This is a genomic window from Pseudomonas sp. CBS (assembly GCF_024734645.1).
Taxonomy (GTDB): domain Bacteria; phylum Pseudomonadota; class Gammaproteobacteria; order Pseudomonadales; family Pseudomonadaceae; genus Aquipseudomonas.
This window is the reverse complement of the sequence record NZ_CP102929.1, coordinates 6,350,286-6,369,819: the sequence shown is the minus strand read 5'-3', so window position 1 is coordinate 6,369,819 and position 19,534 is coordinate 6,350,286. Positions and strand designations below refer to the sequence as shown.

The 19,534-nt window shown below is 61.6% G+C and carries 18 protein-coding genes; 9 read left to right on the top strand and 9 right to left on the bottom strand.

Annotated elements, in window-relative coordinates; genetic code table 11:
• Nucleotides 1-211: 211 nt before the first annotated feature.
• Nucleotides 212-1,288, bottom strand: a complete 1,077-nt coding sequence (mtnA, locus tag NVB75_RS29035; RefSeq protein WP_258344476.1) for an S-methyl-5-thioribose-1-phosphate isomerase — start codon at nucleotides 1,286-1,288, stop codon at nucleotides 212-214.
• A 108-nt stretch (nucleotides 1,289-1,396) separates the two neighbouring features.
• Here mtnA and NVB75_RS29030 point away from each other — a divergent pair, with 108 nt between their 5' ends.
• The 4 genes from NVB75_RS29030 (at nucleotide 1,397) to NVB75_RS29015 (ending at nucleotide 5,095) form a co-directional block, all read left to right on the top strand.
• Nucleotides 1,397-2,728 (top strand): TRZ/ATZ family hydrolase, encoded by a 1,332-nt coding sequence (locus NVB75_RS29030; protein WP_258344475.1) that lies wholly within the window; start codon nucleotides 1,397-1,399, stop codon nucleotides 2,726-2,728.
• A gap of 63 nt (nucleotides 2,729-2,791) precedes the next feature.
• Nucleotides 2,792-3,490, top strand: coding sequence for a bifunctional 2-polyprenyl-6-hydroxyphenol methylase/3-demethylubiquinol 3-O-methyltransferase UbiG (gene ubiG / locus NVB75_RS29025; RefSeq protein ID WP_017477312.1), 699 nt, complete (start codon nucleotides 2,792-2,794; stop codon nucleotides 3,488-3,490).
• Between the two features lie 4 nt (nucleotides 3,491-3,494).
• Nucleotides 3,495-4,166, top strand: coding sequence for an N-acetylmuramic acid 6-phosphate phosphatase MupP (gene mupP / locus NVB75_RS29020; protein WP_063032175.1), 672 nt, complete (start codon nucleotides 3,495-3,497; stop codon nucleotides 4,164-4,166).
• A 188-nt stretch (nucleotides 4,167-4,354) separates the two neighbouring features.
• The gene (locus NVB75_RS29015) at nucleotides 4,355-5,095 is read left to right on the top strand and encodes a YciK family oxidoreductase (RefSeq protein ID WP_003218829.1); all 741 of its coding nucleotides are present in this window, start codon (nucleotides 4,355-4,357) and stop codon (nucleotides 5,093-5,095) included.
• Between the two features lie 140 nt (nucleotides 5,096-5,235).
• Here the strand turns inward: NVB75_RS29015 and NVB75_RS29010 are convergent, their stop codons facing one another.
• Genes NVB75_RS29010 through NVB75_RS28985 form a run of 6 tightly spaced genes read right to left on the bottom strand, consistent with a single transcriptional unit; the run spans nucleotide 5,236 to nucleotide 11,415 of the window.
• The gene (locus tag NVB75_RS29010) at nucleotides 5,236-6,750 is read right to left on the bottom strand and encodes an ABC transporter substrate-binding protein (protein ID WP_219272480.1); all 1,515 of its coding nucleotides are present in this window, start codon (nucleotides 6,748-6,750) and stop codon (nucleotides 5,236-5,238) included.
• 51 nt (nucleotides 6,751-6,801) lie between these two features.
• Nucleotides 6,802-7,773, bottom strand: coding sequence for an ABC transporter ATP-binding protein (locus tag NVB75_RS29005; protein WP_258344473.1), 972 nt, complete (start codon nucleotides 7,771-7,773; stop codon nucleotides 6,802-6,804).
• Nucleotides 7,770-8,726 (bottom strand): ABC transporter ATP-binding protein, encoded by a 957-nt coding sequence (locus NVB75_RS29000; RefSeq protein ID WP_258344471.1) that lies wholly within the window; start codon nucleotides 8,724-8,726, stop codon nucleotides 7,770-7,772. The genes NVB75_RS29005 and NVB75_RS29000 overlap by 4 nt, the downstream gene beginning before the upstream one ends.
• Nucleotides 8,723-9,580, bottom strand: a complete 858-nt coding sequence (locus NVB75_RS28995; RefSeq protein ID WP_258344470.1) for an ABC transporter permease — start codon at nucleotides 9,578-9,580, stop codon at nucleotides 8,723-8,725. Before NVB75_RS28995 ends, NVB75_RS29000 begins: the two co-directional genes overlap by 4 nt.
• Nucleotides 9,577-10,524: an ABC transporter permease gene (locus NVB75_RS28990; RefSeq protein ID WP_076017283.1), complete on the bottom strand. Its 948-nt coding sequence runs from the start codon at nucleotides 10,522-10,524 to the stop codon at nucleotides 9,577-9,579. The genes NVB75_RS28995 and NVB75_RS28990 overlap by 4 nt, the downstream gene beginning before the upstream one ends.
• 3 nt (nucleotides 10,525-10,527) lie before the next feature.
• Nucleotides 10,528-11,415: a proline iminopeptidase-family hydrolase gene (locus NVB75_RS28985; RefSeq protein ID WP_017477306.1), complete on the bottom strand. Its 888-nt coding sequence runs from the start codon at nucleotides 11,413-11,415 to the stop codon at nucleotides 10,528-10,530.
• A 182-nt stretch (nucleotides 11,416-11,597) separates the two neighbouring features.
• Here NVB75_RS28985 and NVB75_RS28980 point away from each other — a divergent pair, with 182 nt between their 5' ends.
• Together NVB75_RS28980 and NVB75_RS28975 are read left to right on the top strand one after the other, a co-directional pair.
• Nucleotides 11,598-12,362: a LuxR family transcriptional regulator gene (locus tag NVB75_RS28980; protein WP_063032184.1), complete on the top strand. Its 765-nt coding sequence runs from the start codon at nucleotides 11,598-11,600 to the stop codon at nucleotides 12,360-12,362.
• Nucleotides 12,363-12,456: 94 nt separating this feature from the next.
• Entirely contained in the window at nucleotides 12,457-13,389 is a 933-nt protein-coding gene (locus NVB75_RS28975; RefSeq protein WP_063032186.1) for a proline iminopeptidase-family hydrolase, read from the top strand.
• 116 nt (nucleotides 13,390-13,505) lie between these two features.
• Here the strand turns inward: NVB75_RS28975 and NVB75_RS28970 are convergent, their stop codons facing one another.
• Nucleotides 13,506-15,017 carry a nucleobase:cation symporter-2 family protein gene (locus NVB75_RS28970; protein WP_258344469.1) on the bottom strand — a complete coding sequence of 504 codons (1,512 nt, stop codon included), beginning with the start codon at nucleotides 15,015-15,017 and terminating at the stop codon, nucleotides 13,506-13,508.
• Between the two features lie 172 nt (nucleotides 15,018-15,189).
• On the opposite strand from NVB75_RS28970, the gene NVB75_RS28965 reads away from it, so the two are divergent.
• Together NVB75_RS28965 and NVB75_RS28960 are read left to right on the top strand one after the other, a co-directional pair.
• Entirely contained in the window at nucleotides 15,190-16,140 is a 951-nt protein-coding gene (locus tag NVB75_RS28965; protein WP_258344468.1) for a LysR family transcriptional regulator, read from the top strand.
• A 144-nt stretch (nucleotides 16,141-16,284) separates the two neighbouring features.
• Nucleotides 16,285-17,118 carry a nucleoside-binding protein gene (locus NVB75_RS28960; RefSeq protein ID WP_258344467.1) on the top strand — a complete coding sequence of 278 codons (834 nt, stop codon included), beginning with the start codon at nucleotides 16,285-16,287 and terminating at the stop codon, nucleotides 17,116-17,118.
• On the opposite strand, the gene punC is transcribed toward NVB75_RS28960, so the two are convergent.
• Nucleotides 17,115-18,308 carry a purine nucleoside transporter PunC gene (gene punC, locus NVB75_RS28955; protein WP_258344466.1) on the bottom strand — a complete coding sequence of 398 codons (1,194 nt, stop codon included), beginning with the start codon at nucleotides 18,306-18,308 and terminating at the stop codon, nucleotides 17,115-17,117. The genes NVB75_RS28960 and punC overlap by 4 nt on opposite strands.
• A gap of 122 nt (nucleotides 18,309-18,430) precedes the next feature.
• On the opposite strand from punC, the gene punR reads away from it, so the two are divergent.
• Nucleotides 18,431-19,357 (top strand): DNA-binding transcriptional activator PunR, encoded by a 927-nt coding sequence (punR, locus tag NVB75_RS28950; protein WP_258344465.1) that lies wholly within the window; start codon nucleotides 18,431-18,433, stop codon nucleotides 19,355-19,357.
• Nucleotides 19,358-19,534: the final 177 nt, after the last annotated feature.

Sequence of the window (19,534 nt, the reverse complement as noted above, 5' to 3'; positions counted from 1 at the left end):
TTACGACAAATCAACGAGTTATGACACGGATCTGCGCATTAAAGGTTACCCCTTGGGGTGACCCTGGAAACCGCCGGATGTTATCACAATCGCCGCCACGCACCTATCCCCCTGATGCGCATGGAGCATAGTAAGTTGACGGATGACAGGCTTGACGGCGACGAGAGGGGCTTAGAACTGAATCCAGGATGTTTTTTGGGCGCGAATTGCCTTAATGCAGGCGTTTACGACACATCAATTGCGCCATCTTCGCCGTGTCCGGGCGTTCGACGATGCCTTTTTCCGTGACGATCACATCAATCAGGTCCGCCGGCGTTACATCAAACACCGGATTGAAGGCGTCTACATCGGCAGCGAAGCGGGTGCCGCCGACTTCCAGCAGCTCCCGGGCGTCGCGTTCTTCAAGCGGCACGTCATCACCACTGGCCGCCATCAGGTCGATGGTGGAACTGGCTGCCACCACCATGAAGCGCACGCCATGGTGCATGGCGCACACCGCCAGCTGATAGGTGCCGATCTTGCTGACCACATCGCCATTGGCCGCAATGCAGTCGGCACCGACGATCACCCAGGTCACGCCTTTGGTCTTGAGGATATGCGCACCCGCCGAATCCGCATTCACGGTGACAGGAATGCCCTCATTGGCCAACTCCCAGGCCGTCAGCCGCGAGCCTTGCAGCCAGGGCCGGGTTTCGTTGGCGTAGACCCGCTCCACCATACCTTCCAGAAACGCACCGCGAATCACGCCGAGGGCCGTACCCACGCCGCCCGTAGCCAGCGCCCCTGCGTTGCCATGGGTCAGGATCGCCTGGACGTTACCCTGGTGCTTGCGGATCAACTCAACACCCAGCTGCGCCATGGTCAGGTTGGCCTCGCGATCACTTTGGTGAATCGCCACCGCCTCGGCTTCCAGTACCGCCAGCGGGTCGGCGTGTTTCTTGAGGCGGTCGAGGCAGTCGCGCATGCGCTTCATCGCCCAGAAAAGATTCGATGCCGTCGGACGGGAGTCCGCCAGCAGCGCGTAGTCCTCTTCCCAGGCCGCCTGCCAGTCATCGCCCTCGGCGACGTGAGCACGGGCAGCCAGCACCAGGCCATACGCCGCACTGATGCCAATGGCCGGCGCACCGCGCACCACCATCGTGCGAATGGCCTCGGCCACCTCGGCAGCGCTGGTGCAGGCGACCCAGGTTTCTGCAGACGGCAAAATACGCTGATCGAGCAGGTACAGTGCGCCATCACGCCAGTCGATGGCCTTCACTTTCTCCGCAGCCAACAGTCGATCGCGCATCCCTCACCCCGCACTCATGAACAAAAGCCGCCGATTATAGCGATCCGCCAGCCAGGACGCTCGGGTATACTTCGCCGTTCTTTATAGATGCTTGGGAAACTGCCCTCGATGACACCGACTGCCGCCCCGCTCGACTTATTGCTGCTGCCCACCTGGCTGGTACCTGTCGAGCCTGCCGGCGTAGTGCTCAAGGAGCACGGCCTGGGCATTCGTGACGGACGCATTGCGTTTATCGGCCCACGCGCCGCGGCCCTGAAGCTCGCAGCGACTGAAGTGCGCGAACTGCCGGGCATGCTGCTCAGCCCCGGCCTGATCAACGCCCACGGCCACGCCGCCATGACGCTGTTTCGCGGCCTGGCCGACGACCTGCCGCTGATGACCTGGCTGGAAAACCACATCTGGCCCGCCGAGGCCAAGTGGGTCGACGAAGCCTTCGTGCGCGACGGCACCGACCTGGCGATCGCCGAGCAGATAAAAGGTGGCATCACGTGTTTCTCGGACATGTACTTCTTCCCGAAAGTCGCCAGCGAACGCGTGCACAACGCAGGCATCCGTGCGCAAATCGCCATCCCGATCCTGGATTTCCCGATTCCCGGTGCCGCTGACGCCGACGAGGCGATTCGCCAGGGCGTCGAGCTGTTCGGCGACCTCAAGCATCACCCACGAATCAAAATCACCTTCGGCCCCCACGCGCCGTACACCGTCTGCGATGAAAACCTGGAAAAAATCCGCATGATCGCCGAGGAGCTGGACGCCTCGATCCACATGCACGTGCATGAAACCGCCTTCGAAGTGCAGCAGTCCGTTGAACAGCGCGGTGAACGCCCGCTGGCACGACTGGGCCGCCTGGGCTTGCTGGGGCCGCGCTTCCAGGCCGTTCACATGACCCAAATCAGCGATGACGACCTGGCTTTACTGGTAGAAAGTAACACCAGCGTGATCCACTGCCCGGAATCCAACCTGAAACTGGCCAGCGGCTTCTGCCCGGTGGAACGCCTGTGGCAAGCCGGCGTCAATGTGGCAGTAGGCACCGACGGCGCCGCCAGTAACAATGACCTCGACCTGCTGGGCGAAACCCGCACCGCCGCGTTGCTGGCCAAGGCCGTCGCCGGCTCGGCCACCGCCCTGGATGCCCACCGCGCCTTGCGCATGGCCACCCTCAACGGCGCCCGGGCCATGGGCCTGGAAAGTGAAATCGGCTCGCTGGAAATCGGCAAGGCCGCGGATATCGTGGCCTTCGACCTGTCGGGCCTGGCGCAACAACCGATCTACGATCCGGTCTCACAGCTTATATATGCCACCGGACGCGATTGTGTGAAACACCTTTGGGTCGGCGGAAAGCAATTGCTCGACGATCGGCAACTGACCCGCCTGGATGAACAACAGCTGTGCGCCACGGCCATCGCCTGGGGCCAGCGCATCAGCGGACACAGCGAATAACGCCGGCCCTGGCAGCACATGCCAGGGCCAGCAAAACGTTTTATCAGATTTAGAGGATTCCCCATGAGCAACGTCGACCACGCTGAAATCGCCAAATTCGAAGCCCTCGCCCATCGCTGGTGGGACCGCGAAAGCGAATTCAAACCCCTGCACGACATCAACCCGCTGCGGGTCAACTGGATTGACGAACGCGTCAACCTGGCCGGCAAGAAGGTACTGGATGTGGGTTGCGGCGGCGGGATTCTCAGCGAATCCATGGCCCAGCGCGGCGCCACCGTGATGGGTATCGACATGGGCGAAGCGCCATTGGCCGTGGCCCAGTTGCATCAGCTGGAATCCGGCGTGAGCGTTGAATACCGCCAAATCACCGCCGAAGAGCTGGCCGAAGAGATGCCCGGGCAGTTCGACGTGGTCACCTGCCTGGAAATGCTCGAGCACGTTCCGGACCCATCCTCGGTGATCCGCGCCTGTTTCCGCATGGTCAAGCCCGGTGGCCAGGTGTTCTTCTCCACCATCAACCGCAATCCGAAGGCCTACCTGTTCGCGATCATCGGTGCCGAATACATCATGAAGCTGCTGCCTCGCGGCACCCATGACTTCAAGAAATTCATCCGCCCTTCCGAGCTGGGTGCCTGGAGCCGCCAGGCCGGGCTGACCGTCAAGGACATCATCGGCCTGACCTACAACCCGCTGACCAAGCACTACAAGCTGGCCAGCGACGTTGACGTCAACTACATGATCCAGACCCTGCGCGAGGAGTAAGCCTGTGAAGTTGCGAGCGGTTCTTTTCGACATGGACGGTACCCTGCTGGACACCGCGCCGGACTTTATCGCCATCTGCCAGGCCATGCGGGCTGACCGCGGCCTGGCGCCGATGAACGACCAGCACATCCGCGATGAAATCTCCGGCGGCGCCCGGGCGATGGTTGCCGTGACCTTTTCCATGGACCCCGAGTCCCCAGGCTTTGAAGAGCTGCGTCAGGAATTCCTGGAGCGTTACCTCAAGGGCTGCGCGATTCACAGCAAGCTGTTCGAGGGCATGGAAGAGCTGCTGGTGGATATCGAGAAATCCAAGCTGATCTGGGGCGTGGTCACCAACAAGCCACTGCGCTTTGCCGAACCGATCATGCAGCAACTGGGCCTGGCGGAACGCTCGGCGCTGCTGATCTGCCCGGACCATGTGAAGAACAGCAAGCCGGATCCGGAGCCGTTGATCCTGGCGTGCAAGATGCTCGACCTGGACCCGGCGAGCGTGCTGTTCGTGGGTGATGATCTGCGGGACATCGAATCGGGCCGCGACGCCGGCACCCGCACCGCGGCGGTCACCTACGGCTATATCCACCCGGACGACAACCCGCGCAACTGGGGTGCCGACGTGGTGGTGGATCACCCGCTGGAATTGCGCAAAGTGCTGGACAGCGCGCTGTGCAGCTGCTGATCGGGACTGCCTGAGGTTGATGCAACGTTGTGGCGAGGGAGCTTGCTCCCGTTGGGTTGCGAAGCAGCCCCGCTTTTCGCGACTGCTTCGCAGTCGAACGGGAGCAAGCTCCCTCGCCACAGAAGCCTTAGCCAGCCTTAGCCGCAATCAATCACATGGATTTTCTGTGAACTTTGTCGAGGTTGTTTATGTTTGATTACTCCGCACGTCCAGAACTGCTCAAGGGCCGGGTCATCCTGGTCACCGGCGCCGGTCGCGGAATCGGTGCCGCAGCGGCAAAGACCTATGCCGCCCACGGTGCCACCGTGCTGTTGCTGGGCAAGACCGAAGCCAACCTGGCCCAGGTGTATGACGAAATCGAAGCCGCCGGCCAGCCACAGCCGGTGGTGATCCCGTTCAACCTGGAGACCGCCCTGCCCCATCAATACGATGAGCTGGCAGCGATGATCGAAAAGGAATTCGGCCACCTCGACGGCCTGCTGCACAACGCCTCGATCATCGGCCCGCGTACGCCCATCGAGCAGTTGTCCGGTGAGAATTTCATGCGGGTGATGCACGTGAACGTCAACGCGATGTTCATGCTGACCAGCACGCTGTTGCCGCTGCTCAAGCTGTCCCAGGATGCGTCGGTGGTGTTCACTTCCAGCAGCGTGGGCCGCAAGGGCCGGGCTTATTGGGGGGCATACGGGGTGTCGAAGTTTGCCACCGAAGGCCTGATGCAAACCCTGGCGGACGAGCTGGACAATGTCGCACCGGTGCGTGCCAACAGCATCAACCCGGGCGCCACCCGCACCAGCATGCGGGCCCAGGCGTATCCAGGGGAGAACCCGACCGATAACCCGACACCGGAAGAAATCATGCCGGTGTACCTGTACCTGATGGGGCCGGACAGTACGGGCATCAATGGGCAGGCGTTTGACGCGCAGTAACTATCGGGAACACAGCAGAACCTAATGTGGGAGCGGGCTTGCTCGCGAAGGCGGTGGATCAGTCAATATCTCTGTTGACTGACACTCCGCCTTCGCGAGCAAGCCCGCTCCCACATTTGTGTTGCGGTGCTCTCTAGAATTTAGTTCTTCACCACTTCCTCAAGGGTGAAGCGCCCCAGCGGGTTTTGCAGGAAGTTGCTCACGTTCTTGCGTGAGATGTTGATGTACGGGCTGTAATACAGGTCGATCCAGTTCACATCCTGTTTCGCCATTTTCTGCAGGTCGACATACATCTGCTCACGCTTGACCGGATCCGCCTCGATCCGCGCGGCCGCCACCAGGTCCTTGACCTTGTCGTTCTTGTAGCGAGTCATGTAGTTCTGGTTGGTGTCGTGGCCCAGCACGAAGGTGGTCTTCTGGTCCGGGTCGAGGATGTCGTTGGTCCAGTACATCACCGAAATATCGTATTCGCCGTCCACCAGCATCTGCCAGCTTTGGGTCGGGTCGACCTTTTGCAGGTTGGCTGTCACGCCGACCTTGGCCAACTGATCCTTGATCATCACCGCAATCTGCTCGTCGGCTTCGTTGCCGGCGTTGACCACATAGTTGAGCTTCAAGTCCTGGGCACCGGCCGCAGCCAGCAGCTTCTTGGCTTCGGTCGGGTCATACGGGCGTTGCAGGTTGTTGGCGTAGTGGTACAGCGAGCCTTTGGGGATGTAGGAATAGGCCACGGTGCCTTGGCCGAAAGTGGCGGTTTTCACCAACGATTGTTTATCGATGGCCATGTCCAGCGCCTGACGCACTTCCGGCTTGGCCAGCAGGCCGTGGGCATGGTTGATCAACAGGTGATCTTCACGGGTCGACGGGTCGGAGTGGACCACCACGTTCTTGTCTTTTTTCAGCTCTTCAACCCGGGAAAACGGGACGAAGATCGCCGTGTCCAGTTCGTTGTTCTGCACCATGCGCATGCGCGTGTTGTCGTCGGTGACCGACACCCACTCCACGCCATCCAGGCTCACGTTACTGGCCTGCCAGAAGTTCGGGTTCTTCTTCAGGATCACCCGATCGCCCTTGCGCCACTCGTCCACGGTAAACGCGCCGGAGGTCACCGGGTTTTCCGAGTAGGCATCTTCGCCCATCTTGGTCATGGCTTTTTCCGACAGGATCGACACCGTCGGCGAAGCCAGTTGCGAAAGGAAGGCGACCGCCGGGGTTTTCAAGGTCACGACCAGCGTCTGCGGATCAGCTGCCTTGGCGGTGTTGATCAGGCTGAACGGGTCACTCCACAGCGAGGCCTTGTTGTCGCGAATGCGCAACAGGCTGAAGGCGGCATCGTCAGCAGTGATCGGCGAGCCATCCGAGAACTTCGCGGCCCGCAGTTTGAAGGTATACGTCAGGCCGTCCTTGGAAATGTCCCAGCTTTCGGCCAGCCCTGGTTCCATCTTGGTGCCCAGGTTGTCCACGCGCACCAGGGTGTCGTAGACGTTGGCGAATACCCAGGTGTCGCGATTCTGCGCGCTTTTGATCGGGTCAAACGTGGTGCTGTCTTCGCGGCAACCGATGGTGAGCACGCCGGCCGCGTGGGCGATACCGGCGGTCAGCGACCACGCGGTGAGTGTGGCGGCGGCGAGCAACTTCAAGTGACGGGATTGCATGTCATAACTCCTTGTCTATAACGGCGGTTGTTCATGATCGGCAGGAAGGGTTCAAAGCAAAGGTTCTTCAAGCACGCAACTGTACCGATGCGTTTGCACAACGTGCGTCGGCGGCAATACCTCGGCACACACGGCTCGTGCATGTCGGCAACGCGGGTGAAAGGCGCAACCATCAGGCAGCTTCAGCGGGCTCGGCGGCTCGCCCGGCAACGGTTCGCTGGGCAACGGGCGGTACGGATCAATCTCCGGGATCGCCTGGATCAACGCTGCTGTGTAGGGATGGCGCGGCGTGGTGAACACCGCCTCCACCGGACCTTCCTCAACGATTTTCCCCAGGTACATCACCGCCACCCGGTCGCACAGGCGGCGGACGATGGCCAGGTCATGGGCGATAAACAGGATCGCGAGGTTCATGCGCTGTTGCAGCTCCAGCAGCAGGTTGATGATCTGGCCCTGAATCGACACATCCAGGGCGGCCACGCATTCGTCGGCGATGATCAGCCGTGGCTCCACTGCCAGCGCCCGGGCGATGCCGACGCGCTGGCACTGGCCGCCGCTGAGAGAGCCGGGCTTGCGGCTGGCGAGTTCGGGGCGCAGGCCTACGAGGTCGAGTAATTCGTCGACCCGGCGTGGAATGTTTTCTGGCGCCACCTTGCGCTGCACCCGCAGGACTTCGGCGATGGTTTCGCCGACCGTCAGACGCGGGTTCAGGGCCGCGTAGGGATCCTGGAAGATCATCGCCGTCTCGTGCCGCAAACGCGCGATGTCGACAGGCCCGGCGTGGGCCATGTCGATACCGTCGAACACCACCTGCCCGGCGCTGATGGGGTTGAGGTGCAAGATCGCTCGCCCCAGGGTGCTTTTACCGCTGCCGGACTCGCCCACCAACCCAAGGGTTTCGCCTGCAGCCAGGGTCAAGGACACGCCGTTGACCGCTCTCACCCACTGCTTATTCAGGCCAAACAGGCCACCGCCGGCGGCGGCAAAACGCACTTCAAGGTCATTCACCTGTAATAACGTCATGGGCGAACTCCCAAGGGGTAGTGGCAGGCAACCCGCACACCTTCCGGCAACAGCTCGGTGCACAAGCTCCCGACTTGCGGGCAACGCGGGTTGAACCGACAGCCCTTGGGCAAGGCATCGAGCAGCGGCGGCTGCCCGGCGATGGTGCGCAACAAGGCGTGCCCACTGCTGGTGGCGGGCTGGCATTCGATCAGGCCGGCGGTGTACGGGTGTTGCGGGTGCGCCAGCAGCTCGTATTTGCTGCCGTGCTCACACAAGCGGCCGGCGTACATCACGGCGATGGAGTCACAGGTTTGCGCCACCACGCCCAGGTCGTGAGTGATCATGATGATCGACAGGCCGCGCTGGTCCCGCAGGTCCAGCAGCAGGCGCAGAATCTGGGCCTGTACGGTCACGTCGAGGGCAGTGGTCGGCTCGTCGGCGATCAGCACTTTTGGATTGCAGCCCAGGGCCACGGCGATCATCGCCCGCTGGCGCATGCCGCCGGAAAACTCGTGAGGATAGTTGTCGATACGCGCCTGGGGATCGGGAATACCAACCTGGCGCAGCACCTCGATAGCCTGCAAGCGCGCGTCTTTTTTCGACGCGCCCTGGTGCAGGCGGATGCCCTCGGCGATCTGCTCGCCAATGCGCATCAGCGGGTCGAGGTGGCTGCTGGGGTTCTGGAAAATCATCCCCAATTGCCCGCCACGAACCGCACGCATGCCCGCGTCATCCAGTGTCAGAAGGTCCTGGCCCGCCAGGCGTACCGAACCGCCCTGCACCCGCAGGCTCGGGGACGGCAGCAAACGCATCAGCCCGCGACAGGCCATGGTCTTGCCCGAACCGCTTTCGCCCACCAGACCGAGAATTTCACCTTCGGCCAAGTCGAAGGACACCCGGTCCACCAGGGTCACATCGCGCCCGGTGTTGTTGGCGATCACACTCAGGTCCTGCACTTGCAGAAGACTCATGAGCGATCCCCCAGCACTTGCGCCACGCCATCGGCCAACAGGCTGAAACCCATGGCCAATGTCACGATGGCCAGTCCCGGGAAGGTGCAAATCCACCAGGCGGTGGTGATAAACGCCTGGCCTTCGGCAACCATGGTGCCCCACTCGGCGGTCGGCGGCTGTACGCCCAGGCCGAGGTAGCTGACGGCTGCACCGTTGAGCAGCACCAGTACCGCGTCAGACATCGAGAACACAATCGAGCCGAACATCGCGTTAGGCAACAAATGTCGAAACAGAATGCGCCCATGGCCAAAGCCCAGGCTTTTGGCGGCCAGGGCGAAGTCGCTCTCCTTGAGCACCAGGATCTGTGAGCGGATCAGCCGCGCGTAGGACACCCAGCCCACCAGCGCCATGGCGATATAGAAGCTTTTCAAGCCCGGGCCGAGAATGGCCATGATCGCCAGCATCAGCACCAGGAACGGAAAGGCGAGGATGACGTCGATCACCCGCATGCAGAAGCTGTCAAAACGCCCGCCGATATAACCGGACACCGCACCCACAAAGGTGCCGATCAGGAAGGGAAAGATCACGCCGACCACCGCCAGTTGCAGGTCGATGCGCGCGCCCCAGATCACCCTCGAAAGAATGTCTCGACCGTAGTTGTCCGTGCCAAATGGATGGGCGAGGCTGGGGCCCAGCAAACTGATGTCGGTGTTTTGCGCAATTGGATCGAACGGTGCGACCCACGGGGCGAACAGCGCCAGCGCCAGCCATGTCAGCAGAATCAACAGTCCCCAGGCCGCCGTCAGCCGGCCATTGCGAAAACCAAAGCGCAGGCGCAAGCGCCACGGGGCAATCAAGGGGCGACTGCTCATTGCATCTTCACTCGCGGGTCCAGCGCGACCGTCACCACATCGGCGACAAAGTTGACCAGCACGGTGGCACAGGCCAGCACCATCGCCACGCCCTGCACCACCATGTAGTCGCGGGTGAAAATCCCGCGCACCAGCAACTGGCCGATACCGGGAATCGCGAACAGGCTTTCGATCACCACCGTACCGCTGATCAGCCAGCCAATGTTCACCGCCAGCAGGTTGACCGCCGGCACCAGGGAATTGGGCAGCACATGGCGACGAAACACCGCCGCCTCCGACAAACCGCGCGCCCGGGCGGCAGTCACGTGATCGGCCTGCAACTCCATCAGCATGCTCGCCCGCAGATTGCGCACCAGCACCGCCGACAGCGCCAGGGCGATGGTCAGGCACGGCAGAACCATGTGGTGTGCCTTGTCCAGCCAGGTACGCCCATAACCGGAGACCGGGAACAGGCCCCATTGCACGCTGAGCAACAGGATCAGCATCAAGCCCAGCCAGAACGCCGGCATGCCCAGGCCGACCGTGGTGAACAGCCGGATCAGATTATCCGCCCAGCCGCCTTTATTACGTGCGGCCACGGTGGCCATCGGCACGGCGATCAACAGCGCCAGCAGCACGCTGCCGAGTACCAGGAACAGGGTCGGCTCGATACGGGTGACGATCAGTTTCAGCGCGTCGACCTTGTACAGCAGGGACTGGCCGAGGTCGCCCTTGAGCAGGTTTTTCAGGAAGTAGAAATATTGCAGCCACAGTGGCTGGTCGAGGCCGTACTGGGCGCGGATCTTCAGCAAGGCGTCCGGGGTGCTGCGCGAACCCAGCAGCGCCCGCGCCGGGTCGCCGGGAATCGAGCGCACCAGCACAAAGGTGATCAGGCTGATGCCAAACAGCACCGGCAGCAATTGCAGCGGCCGGGACAGCACAAAACGGTAACGCGCCAGGTTCATCCGTCAGCCTCGGTGACGAGCAAGGAAGTCCAGCAGCACCGGGAAGTAAGCCTGGGGCTCTTCGTAAAACGGCATATGGCTGCTGTTGGGGAACACGTGCAATTCAGCGTGCCTGGCCGCGCTTTTCATACGCATGGCGCAGGCCGGGGTCAGCTCGTCGTGCTGGCCGGTGGTGATCAGTATCGGCATCTTGAACTCGGCCATCTCGGGGATGCGGTTCCAGTCCTTGAGGTTGCCGATGTAGAGGAATTCGTTGGGGCCCTGCATGGTTTCGTAGGGCCCCATGTTCCAGTCGCCGAGGGAGCGCTGGACCGGCGCCGGCCACTCGTCCAGGCGGCAGACGTGGCGGTAATTGAGCAAGGTGATGGCGGCCTGGTACTGCGGATGGTCGAGGGTGCCCATGGCTTCATGGCGTTGCATCATCGCCACGGTCTCGCTACCGAGGGCGCCGCGCAGGCGTTCCAGCTCAAGGGACAGATGTGGAATGTCGCCGACGGTGTTTTCCAGGATCAGGCTTTTCAGCGCGTCAGGGTAGTGAATGGCGTATTCGATGCCCAGCCATCCGCCCCAGGAATGTCCCAGCAGGTGCACGCGACCCAGGCCGAGGGCCTGGCGCACGGTCTCGACTTCTTCGACATAACGGCTGATTTCCCACAGCGAAACATCGGTCGGTCTGGCTGATGCGCCGGTGCCAAGCTGGTCGAATGCAACCACTCGCAGGCCGTTGTCCTTGAGCCAGCCATGGGCGTCGCGCAAGTAGTCGCAAGGCAGCCCCGGGCCGCCATTGAGGCACAGCAACACTTCATCGCCTTCGCCAAAGCTGTAGGCCACGAGGTTGTGGCCATCGACTTGCACGTTGTACTGCTGGTCGGGGGCAATTTCACGCCACATGCATACATTCCTTGTTGTGTGTCGGCCCTGGGGATAGTGGCCGTTTAAAGGCCAACACTACCGAGGATGCCGCGCGTCCATAACCTGGTAATTCTTATAGGTTTGGTCTGGCAGTCCTTCGCCGGGGCGTGGCATTCTACTTGCAGCAAGACGAGATTCAAACGAATTCGGGAGCAGAACGGATGCTGGCCAGGTTAACTGCCTTTAATGACCGTCTCATCCCCGGCAGGAGCCTGGATGAACAGATGGACAACACCCTCGTATTGGCCCAGGACCTGGGTTTTGATGCGCTGGTCTACGACTACACCCCCGTGCCCATTGACCATAATGGTGCACTGATCACCCCGTCTGTGCTGCAACTGCGCAATACGCCACCCGACTGGTACAGCTTGTGGTGCAGCTCCGGTTTTTATCAGATCGATCCAGTGCAACACCTCGCGCTGTCGACGGTTTCACCCTTTGTCTGGTCCTACGAGGCCAAGGCCGACACCGCGCTGCAAAAGATCATCGACCCTTGCCACGCCCCCGTTTCCAGCTACCTGCACGACCGGCAGATGACCTGCGGCGTCAGCGTGCCGATCCATTTGCCCCGTGGCGGCTTCGCCTCACTGACCGGCCTGCGCACCGGCAAGGCCAGCACGGTGCTGGAGGATGCTCGCCAGACCCTGTCGGATTTCAACCTGATTACCCATGCATTGCAGGAAGCGGCCTACCCGCTGTTCAGCAAGGAACTGCGCTCGTACCCCCACATTCGCCTGACCAAGCGTGAGCGCGAATGCCTGAAATGGGCCGCCGACGGCCTGACCGCCGCCGAAATCGCCACGCAATTGAGCCGCTCCCTGGCCGTTGTCACCCTGCACCTGGCGTCGGCCATGCATAAGCTGGGGGCCAAGAACCGGGTACAAGCGGTCGTGCGCGCCACCCATTACCGGTTGCTGGAAGACTGATCCGAAGGCAAAACCTAGCTGTTTTGCTAGTTACTTAAACTTTCTGTGCCGACTATCGTGTGCCTGATCACTTTTTCTCAGGGCAGGGCACGAAATGGAATTCATCGACACCATCCGCGAAGGCTATGCGGCTTTTCGCGACTACCAGACCTGGTATCGGGTCACCGGCGACCTGGACAGCGGCCTAACGCCACTGGTTATCCTCCATGGCGGCCCGGGCTGCACCCATGATTATGTCGACGCCTACAAGGACGTGGCTGCCAGTGGCCACGCGGTCATTCACTACGACCAACTGGGCAATGGCCGCTCCACGCACCTGCCCGACAAAGACCCTTCATTCTGGACCGTCGGCCTGTTCCTGGAGGAACTGGACAACCTGCTGGACCACCTGCAGATCAGCAACAACTACGCGATCCTGGGGCAATCCTGGGGCGGCATGCTCGGCAGCGAACACGCCATCCTGCAACCCAAGGGCCTGCGCGCGTTTATCCCGGCCAACTCGCCAACCTGCATGCGGACCTGGGTCGCCGAGGCCAACCGCCTGCGCAAGCTGCTGCCAGAAGGCGTGCACGAGACCCTGCTCAAGCACGAACAGGCCGGCACCTATCAAGACCCTGAGTACCTGGCGGCTTCGCGGATTTTCTATGACCAGCACGTGTGCCGGGTCAATCCATGGCCGGAAGAAGTCGCCCGCACCTTCGCCCAGGTGGATTCGGACCCGACGGTGTACCACGCCATGAGCGGCCCGACAGAATTCCATGTGATTGGCAGCTTGAAAGACTGGAACGTGATCGGCCGGCTGTCGAAGGTCAATGTGCCGACCCTGGTGATCTCCGGTCGGCATGACGAGGCCACACCGCTGGTGGTCAAGCCGTTCCTGGATGAGATTGCCGACGTGCGCTGGGCACTGTTCGAAGACTCCAGCCACATGCCGCATGTTGAAGAGCGGCAGGCGTGCATGGGGACGGTGGTGCAGTTTCTGGATGAGGCGTGCTCTGTGCCCCACAGAACGCTCAAGACTGGCTGAGATCAAAATGTGGGAGCGGGCTTGCTCGCGAAGGCGGTGGATCAGTCAGCATATTTAGCGACTGACACACCGCCTTCGCGAGCAAGCCCGCTCCCACATTGGACTCTTTGTGGCTGTTACACCTCGCTGGTCTGCGCCCTGCCCTGCACCACCGCTTTCTTCGGCACGTCTGCCAGCAACGGAATCTCCTTGCCCTCAGCATCAAACAACTTGCCGCCGCTGAAGTAATCCCCGTCCCGCAACGCCGCCACATCCTGGAAGCACAGGCTGCGCTCAGTCCCGGCGACAAACACCGACTGCTGGTCCGAGTTGCCCGCAGTGAAGTGATTGAACGCCAGGTTCAACAGGATCGCCATGATCGCCGACGAGCTGATCCCCGAATGGAAAATGGTCGCGAACCAGCTCGGGAAGTGATCGTAGAAGCTCGGTGCCGCAATCGGGATCATGCCAAAACCGATGGAAGTGGCGACGATGATCAGATTCATGTTGTTGCGGTAATCCACCTTGGACAAGGTCCGAATACCACTGGCAGCCACGGTGCCGAACAGCACAATCCCGGCCCCGCCCAGCACTGAAGTCGGTACCGCCGCAATCACCCGGCCCATAAACGGCAGCAGGCCGAGGATCACCAGGAATATCCCGCCGGTGGCGACCACGTAACGGCTCTTGACCCCGGTCACCGCCACGAGCCCGACGTTCTGGGCAAAGGCACTTTGGGTAAACGAGCCGAAGATCGGCGCAAACATGCTCGACAGCATATCCGCGCGCAGGCCATTGCCGAGGCGCTTGGAGTCGACCTTGGTGTCGATGATTTCACCCACCGCGAGAATGTCCGCCGAGGTTTCCACCAGGGTCACCATGACCACGATGCACATGGAAATGATCGCCGCCAGATGGAAGGTTGGCATGCCGAAATGGAATGGCGTGGGAAAGCCGAACATCGGGCCTTGGGTCACGCTGGAAAAGTCAGCCATGCCGAGGAACACCGCAATCACCGTACCGATCACCATCGCCAGCAGGATCGACAGCCGCGAGATGGTCGCGCTGCCGATCTTGCTCAGCAGCAACACCAGCACCAGGGTCAGCGCCGCCAGGCCGATGTTCGGCATGCTGCCGAAATCCGCCGCGCGGCTGTTGCCACCCATGGCCCAGCGGGCGGCGACGGGCATCAGGGTCAGGCCGATGGTGGTGATCACAATCCCGGTGACCAGCGGCGGGAAGAATTTGGTTATTCGCGAGAACACCGGGGTGATCAGCAAGCCGATCAAGGACGCGGCCATCACCGCCCCGAGTATCGCCGGGATACCGCCCGCACCGTCGCTGCCGACGATCGCCACCATGGTCGCCACCCCGGCAAAGGACACGCCTTGCACCAGCGGCAACTGGCAGCCGAAGAACGGCAAACCCAGGGTTTGCAACAGCGTTGCCAGGCCTCCGGCAAACAGCGAGGCGGCGATCAGCAGGCCGATATCGGCCGGGGACAACCCGGCCGCCTGGCCGACGATCAACGGTACGGCCACGATGCCGCCGTACATGGTGAGCACATGCTGCAGGCCGTAAGCCATGTTGGCCGCGACGCCGAGATTCTCGTCTTCTGGCCGCTGTGGTGACGCCTTCGGGATAGTCATGGTGAGGGGTTCTCTGTTTTTGTTGTGCACTCACTGTATGCAATAGAAAGATTGGATGTCCATAGAGTTGTATACAATCAGTTTCACAAAGAGACCATCAACGGCGTTACAAAAATCCATTCAGCCGCCCTGCCCCGTGGCTCGAAGTGCTGCGCACAAGGACTTGAAAAAAATGCTCAACCGCAAGCTGCGCATTCACGCCCCGGCGATTTACTACTTCGACATGGTTCGCCGTTGCCACTCGATCCGCGAAGCCGCACGCCGCCTGAATGTGGCGTCTTCGGCGGTGAATCGGCAGATCCTCAAGCTGGAAGACGAAGTGGGCGCGGCGCTGTTCGAGCGCCTGCCCGGCGGGCTGCGCCTGACGGCGGCCGGCGAGATCCTGACCCGTCACGTGAGTGTTCTGTTGCAGGATGTGGAGCGCGTGCGCGGCGAACTGGATGGCTTGAACGGCGTGCAGACCGGCCATGTGGAAATCGCCACGGTGGAAGGCGCCACCGTGGAACTGCTGCCCGCCGCCCTCAAGCGCATGCGTGAGCGCTATCCGAAAGTGACCGTTGGCGTCACGGTGCAAGGTTCGCAGTCGATTCACGGCGCGGTGGTCAACGGCCAGGCTGACCTGGGGCTGGCCTTTGCCTTACCGCGCAGCAGCGAAACCATCCAAGTGTGTGTCGGCCATTTCCGCCTGGGTGCGCTGATGGCGCCGGGGCATCCATTGGCTGGCGAGGCCAGCGTGAGTTATGCACGTTGTTGCGAGCACGGGGTGATCCAGGCCAAGAGCGAACTCTCGGTTCATCACCTGATCGCGCCGCTGCACAAGCGTGCGGCGGCGGCGAACAAGCCTCTGCTGCAAAGCAACTCCATGGAACTGGCCCGGCAACTGGCGCGCCAGCAACTGGGCATCGCGTTCCAGACGCGCATCGGCGTGGAGGCTGATTTGGCCCGCGGCGAACTCTTGCACATCCCACTCAGCGACCAGGGCGGGATCTTCAGCGACCTCGGCTTATACGCCCGCAAAGACCGGGACTTGCCGATGGCGGTGCAAGCCATGGCCCATCTGCTCGGTGAAGAAATCAGCTTGCGCGAACATCAGGAAACGCCCTCGGCGCCACGTATTTCCTGACTCTCAGGCCAGCTTCAGTGCTGCCGTTTCGGCATCGGCCCAGGCGAGATTCTGTTCTTTGGAACCCACAATGGATGTGCCGATACTGCGCGCGGCGACCCTTGCGCGGTCGCCATGAGCCAAAACGCCAAAGGAATTAAAACAATGAAAAAGGCACTGCACGGCGCAACCGTATTACTCACCCTGTTCGGCGGCGGGGAGGCTGTCGCGCTGGAATGGATGAACAACAGCGTAGGATTTCGCTACGGGCAACAGTTCACTAATCCGAACAACCCGGATGAATTCAGCAAGCGCATCTACAGTTTCACCCACGCCAGCGGCTACCAATACGGCAGCAACTACCTGAACCTCGATGTGTTCCTGTCCGACAGCCGCGACCCGCGCAAGGGCACCGACCACGGTGGCAGCGAAGTGTATGCCGTGTACCGGCACCAGCTGTACGCCTCACGGGTATTCGATGTACCGCTCGGCACCGGGGTGATCAAGGATTACGCGCTGACCTTCGGCTTTGATGCCAACCGTAACAACAACCTGGCCTCGGCGAAAAAACGTGCGCTGGTGATTGGCCCGACCTTGAAATTCAACGCCGTCGGCGTGCTGGACCTGAGCCTGATGTACTACAAGGAAAGGAACCATTCCGGCATCCCCGGTGCGAAAGAACCCGACCATACCTTCGACGATACCTACATGCTCAACCTGACCTGGATGCGGCCTTTCGAGATCGGCAACCACGGGGCGAAGTTCCAGGGGTTTATCAATCACGTCGGGGAAAAGGGCGAGGACTTCCATGGTCGCGATACGGCGCCGGAAACCCTGATGCGCACCGCGCTGATGGTGGCGGTGCGGCCGGGAAAAAGCGTCAAGCCGAACCTGTACCTGGGGGTGGGTTACGAGTATTGGCATAACAAGTTCGGCGTGGACGGCGGCCGGGGCAGCCGCACATCAACGCCGACGGTGAACATGGAAGTGACGTTCTAGCGGGCGCGCACCAGGTCGACATCCGCATCGTCAACCTTCGGCCGCGCCAGCCAGTAGCCCAACACGGCCAATGGCGCGGTCGCCAGCATCACGATCGCGGTGATCAACAGCGGCTGGTCGATCATCGACGACACAATCAGGCTCCCGAGAAAGCACAGGCCCAACTGCAAGGTGTTCTGCAAGGCGGCCGCTTTGCCGGAATTTTCTGCAAACGGCATCAGCGCATTCGCCACCACGATCGGGTAGCTGGCGCCATTGACCAGCGCCATCAGGCAGAACGGAATCAGCAAGGTGGCGAGCGTCGGCACCGTCAAGGTCGCGACCAGGTACAACGCGACCATGCTGACGCAGTACGCCAGCAGCAGCCACGGCAACAAGGTCTTGCCCTGGAACCGCTGCAACGCGCTGCGGCAACTGTAGCCACCAATCAGGAACGACAGCGTCGGCAGCACGTAGCTCAAGCCGATGTCATTGGGGCTGTAGCCCATGCCGCCGAGGATGAACGGCGAGGCGGTGAGCCAGGCGAAGAAGCTGGCCGAGCACGCGGCGAAGATCATCACGTTGCCGGTGAACACCCGCGACTTGAGCAGTTGCCCATAGCCGAGCCGGGAAGGTTCGGCATCAGTTGTCAGGCGTTTCGGCAGCGGCCGGAGAAACAACGTAGGCAGCAGCAGGAGCAGCGAGACCACCAACAACACACCGAAGATCGCCTGCCAGCCCCAGTGATTCAACATCAGCGCTCCCAGCAATGGCGCGAGGGCCGGCGACAGTGACATCAGCGGCATGATGCCGGCGAACACCCGATGCGCCTTGTCCGCCGGGTAGCGGTCGATCACCAGCGCCTGCCAACTGACAGCGGCGGAACACACGCCAATCGCCTGGACAAAACGCAAGGCCAACAGCTGCGGTGCGGTCTCGACCCAGAACATGCCCAGGCAACCGAGCACAAACAGGGAAAGACCGGTGAGCAGGACCGGCTTGCGCCCGAGCCGATCGGACAGCGGCCCCCACAGCAACTGCCCGACGGCAAAGCCGGCGAGGAAAATACTCAGGCTTGCGCCCACCGCGCCGGGGGAAATCTGCAGTTGCTCGCCCATGGCGCCAAACGCCGGCAAATACATATCCATGGCCAGATAGCCGAGCATGCTCAGCCCCGCCAGGTACCAGGTGAATCCAAAAGAATTTTTCATTAAAGCCTTGTATGAACTGCCATCAAACTATTTGCTGACTGGCGCCTATTATGAAGCTGAGCATTTCCCTGTGAAGCGATAATAATTGAACACTCTTATCAATATTTTTGAAGGCAAATCCCATGTGGTCTGAATATTCCCTGGATGTGGTGGATGCGGTGGCCCGCCACGGCAGCTTCAGCGCCGCCGCCCAGGAACTGCACCGCGTGCCGTCGGCCATCAGCTACACGGTGCGGCAAATCGAAGAGTGGCTGGCGGTGCCGCTGTTTGTCCGACGTCATCGGGATGTAGAGCTGACACCCGCCGGAAAATTGTTCGTCGACGAAGCTCGTGGCGTGATGAAAAAAATGCTCGGCACCCGTCGACTGTGCCAGCAAGTGGCCAATGGCTGGAGCGGTCAGTTGAAAGTCGCGGTGGACTCCATCGTCAAACAGCAGCGCTGCCGGCAACTGGTGCTGGATTTCTATCGCCAGTTCCCGGAGGTGGAATTGCTGATGGAATACGAGGTGTACAACGGCGTGTGGGATGCCCTGGCCGACGACCGCACCGACATCGTGATCGGCGCCACCAGCGCGGTGCCGGTGGCCAGTCATTTCACGTTTCGTGACATGGGCCTGCTGAACTGGCTGTGCGTGGTCAGCAGCCGGCATCCGCTGGCGTCCGTAGAAGGCCTGCTCAGCGATGACCAGCTACGGCCCTTCGCCTCCCTGTGCATGACCGACACCTCACGCAACCTGCCCAAACGCGACACCTGGACCCTGGATAACCAGCGCCGGTTGGTGGTGCCGCACTGGGCTTCGGCGATTGATTGCCTGCGGGACGGCCTGTGCGTCGGCATGGCACCGGCGCACCTGGTGCAGCCATGGATCGACCGCGGCGAACTGAGCGCCCTGCAACTGTCCCGGCCCTTCCCCGCCAGCCCGTCGTGCGTGGCGTGGGCGCAGAACAAACTGTCGCCGGCCATGGCGTGGTTGCTGGATTACCTGGGGGACACCGAGACCCTCAACCAGGAATGGCTGAACGGCCCCGTAGCAGCTGTCGAGCTTTAGCGAGGCTGCGTCGGCAGCACCACCGTCTTCGAGTTTGATCCGAGACCGAGGTGGGGCCGACGCAGCCTCGCTGGGGCTCGACAGCTGCTACGGGGGATGGGGAGATCTAGTCCAGGAGCCGGGAAAGTGCGCGCACAATCTCTCTACTCCCCTGATTCGCGTAGCAGCTGTCGAGCT